The organism is Burkholderiales bacterium (assembly GCA_035560005.1).
In the GTDB taxonomy this organism is placed as follows: Bacteria; Pseudomonadota; Gammaproteobacteria; order Burkholderiales; family Eutrophovitaceae; genus DASRFY01.
The window spans coordinates 1-2,831 of sequence record DATMAN010000099.1 but is presented as its reverse complement, the minus strand read 5'-3'; the positions used below and the strand labels follow the sequence as shown (position 1 = coordinate 2,831).

Here is a 2,831-nt window from a genome sequence, read left to right as displayed (position 1 = left end):
CGTGGTCGCCCCCGAGACCGCCGCCCACGCGGCCGGCACCTCGGCGCTGCTGCCGATGATCACGCTGGGCGTGCCCGGCTCGCCCACCGCGGCGGTGCTGCTCGGCGGGCTGCTCATCTGGGGCCTGCAGCCCGGGCCGCTCCTCTTCGTCGAGCAGAAGGAGTTCGTCTGGGGCCTGATCGCCAGCATGTACCTCGGCAACATCGTCGGCCTCATCGTGGTGCTCACCTGCGTGCCGCTGTTTGCCGCGATCCTCAGGATCCCGTTTTCGGTGATCGCTCCGATCATCATGGTGATCTGCGCCATCGGCGCCTACACCGTGGGCAATTCGGTGTTCGACGTCTGGATGATGGTGGTCTTCGGCGTGCTCGGTTATGCGTTCAAGAAGCTCGCGTATCCGCTTGCGCCGATGGTGCTGGCGATCGTCCTCGGCGACCGGGCGGAATCCTCGTTCCGGCAGGCGATGCTGGTTTCGCAGGGCGATCTGTCCATCTTCTTCGCCAATGCGCTGGTGGGCACGATGACCGGCCTCGCGGTGCTCCTCCTTTTCTGGCCGCTGATCGCGCTCGGCATCGGCCGGTTGCGCGGCCGCTAGCCAGAAAACCGGGTCAGACCCGGGTCTGACCCGGTTTTTGCGTGCGCCCGTGCTTTTGGGTGAGCCTTGAGAGCGTCTCCGGGGTGAGGTTGAGGTAGGCGGCGAGTTCCTTCTTCGGGATGCGCCCGGCAAGCTCGGGATGCTTGCGGTGAAAGCGCGCAAGGCGCCCGGGGGCATCGAGCAGGTGCAGCGTGATGGTGTGCGCCATCACCTCCGACATCAGCTTCATCACCTCGAACTCGAAGCGCGCCTTGAGGTCGGTGTAGCGGTCGAGAAACTCCACCCACTGCGGCATCGCCACCGCCGCGGTCCTGACCTTCGTCACCGCCACGATGGAATAGGGGATCGGCGTGCGCAGCCGCCAGGCGGCGTAGGAGGTGTCCATCTCGCGCTCGGCGGCAAAGCGCAGGATCATCTCGTGGCCCTCCGGGTTGGAGACGACCCGCTTCACCATTCCTTCGAGGATGAAGAACTGCTCCATCTCCTCGTCGCCCTGGCGCACCAGCGGCTCGCCCTTGCGGTACTCGCCGATCACCAGCAGCGGCTCGAGCCCCGCCCACTGCTCCGGGCGCAGGTCGCGCAGCAGGTAGTTCTCGCGCAATTGCAGCCGCAGGCTGTTGCGTTGCGGATGGCTGGCGAGTGCGGTCATGGGAGCCGTTGATTACACTTGAAAATTGACCGCAGTCAAGGCCGCGCCGGGGGGCGGATTCTTACCATTACGCTCCCTCACAGGAGACATGCGATGGGCACTGCCGAACCGCAAGCGGTCGCCGAAGCGCAGGCGCAACTCACCGACGGCTTTCACCTGGTCGTGGATGCGCTGAAGCTCAACGGCATTGACACGATTTTCGGACTTCCGGGCATTCCGATCACGGACCTGTGCCGCCTGGCGCAGGCGAAGGGCATGCGCGTGATCTCGTTCCGCCATGAGCAGAACGCGGGCTACGCGGCGGCCATCGCCGGGTTCCTGACGCAAAAGCCCGGCATCTGCCTGACGGTGTCGGCGCCGGGATTCCTGAACGGCCTGACGGCGCTTGCGCACGCGACCACGAACTGCTTCCCGATGATCCTGATCAGCGGCTCCAGCGAGCGCGAGATCGTGGATCTGCAGCAGGGCGACTACGAGGAAATGGACCAGCTCGCGGTCGCACGGCCGCACTGCAAGGCCGCCTACCGCGTGCTGCACGCCGAGGACATCGGCGTCGGCGTCGCGCGCGCGATCCGCGCCGCCGTCTCCGGGCGCCCCGGGGGCGTGTATCTCGACTTGCCGGGCAAGCTGCTCGCGCAGACGGTGGACGCGCAGGCGGGGCAGAGATCGCTCATCAAGGTGGTGGACCCCGCGCCGCGACAGATTCCTGCGCCCGATGCGGTGCGGCGCGCGCTCGACCTGCTCCGCGGCGCGAAGAAGCCGCTCATCATCCTCGGCAAGGGCGCCGCCTACGCGCAGGCGGATGCCGACATCCGCGCGCTCGTCGAGCGTACCGGCATTCCGTACCTGCCGATGTCCATGGCGAAGGGCCTGTTGCCGGACACGCACGAGCAGTCGGCGGCGGCGGCGCGCTCGTTCGTGCTGCCCGAGGCCGACGTCGTGATGCTCATCGGCGCGCGCCTGAACTGGCTGCTCGCGCACGGCAAGGGCAGGACGTGGGGCGCGAAAGGCGCAAAAGACTGGGGCGGCCAGAAGTTCATCCAGATTGACGTCTCGCCGCAGGAGGCCGACAGCAACGTGCGCATTGACGCGCCGGTGGTGGGCGACATCGGCTCTTGCGTGCAGGCGCTGCTGGCGGGAATCGGCCCGGGCTGGCCGAAGCCGCCGGCCGAGTGGCTGGGCGCGATCGCCGAAAGAAAGAGCAGGAACATCGCGAAGATGGCCGAAACGCTGGCGAAGAACCCGGTGCCGATGAACTTTCACAGCGCGCTCGCGGTGGTGCGCGACATCATCCGCGCCAATCCGGACGCCTACCTCGTCAACGAAGGCGCCAACGCGCTCGATTTTGCGCGCAGCATCGTGGACATGTACCAGCCGAGAAAGCGCCTCGACGTCGGCACCTGGGGCGTGATGGGCATCGGCATGGGCTATTCGATCGCCGCCGCCGCGCTCACCGGCCAGCAGGTGATCGCGGTCGAGGGCGACAGCGCGTTCGGCTTCTCCGGCATGGAGATCGAGACGATCTGCCGCTACAACCTGCCGGTGTGCGTCGTGGTGCTCAACAACAACGGCGTGTACCGCGGCACC

3 protein-coding genes are annotated in these 2,831 nt (G+C 67.1%); 2 read left to right on the top strand and 1 reads right to left on the bottom strand.

Annotated elements, in window-relative coordinates:
- A partial coding sequence (locus tag VNM24_15825) for a tripartite tricarboxylate transporter permease (protein ID HWQ40051.1) occupies positions 1 to 595 on the top strand: 595 nt, incomplete at its 5' end.
- A 13-nt stretch (positions 596 to 608) separates the two neighbouring features.
- Here VNM24_15825 and VNM24_15820 read toward each other — a convergent pair.
- Complete coding sequence (locus VNM24_15820; protein ID HWQ40050.1) at positions 609 to 1,244, bottom strand: Crp/Fnr family transcriptional regulator; 636 nt, start codon at positions 1,242 to 1,244, stop codon at positions 609 to 611.
- Between the two features lie 93 nt (positions 1,245 to 1,337).
- Between VNM24_15820 and oxc the strand changes: the two genes are divergently transcribed.
- A partial coding sequence (gene oxc, locus VNM24_15815; GenBank protein ID HWQ40049.1) for an oxalyl-CoA decarboxylase occupies positions 1,338 to 2,831 on the top strand: 1,494 nt, incomplete at its 3' end.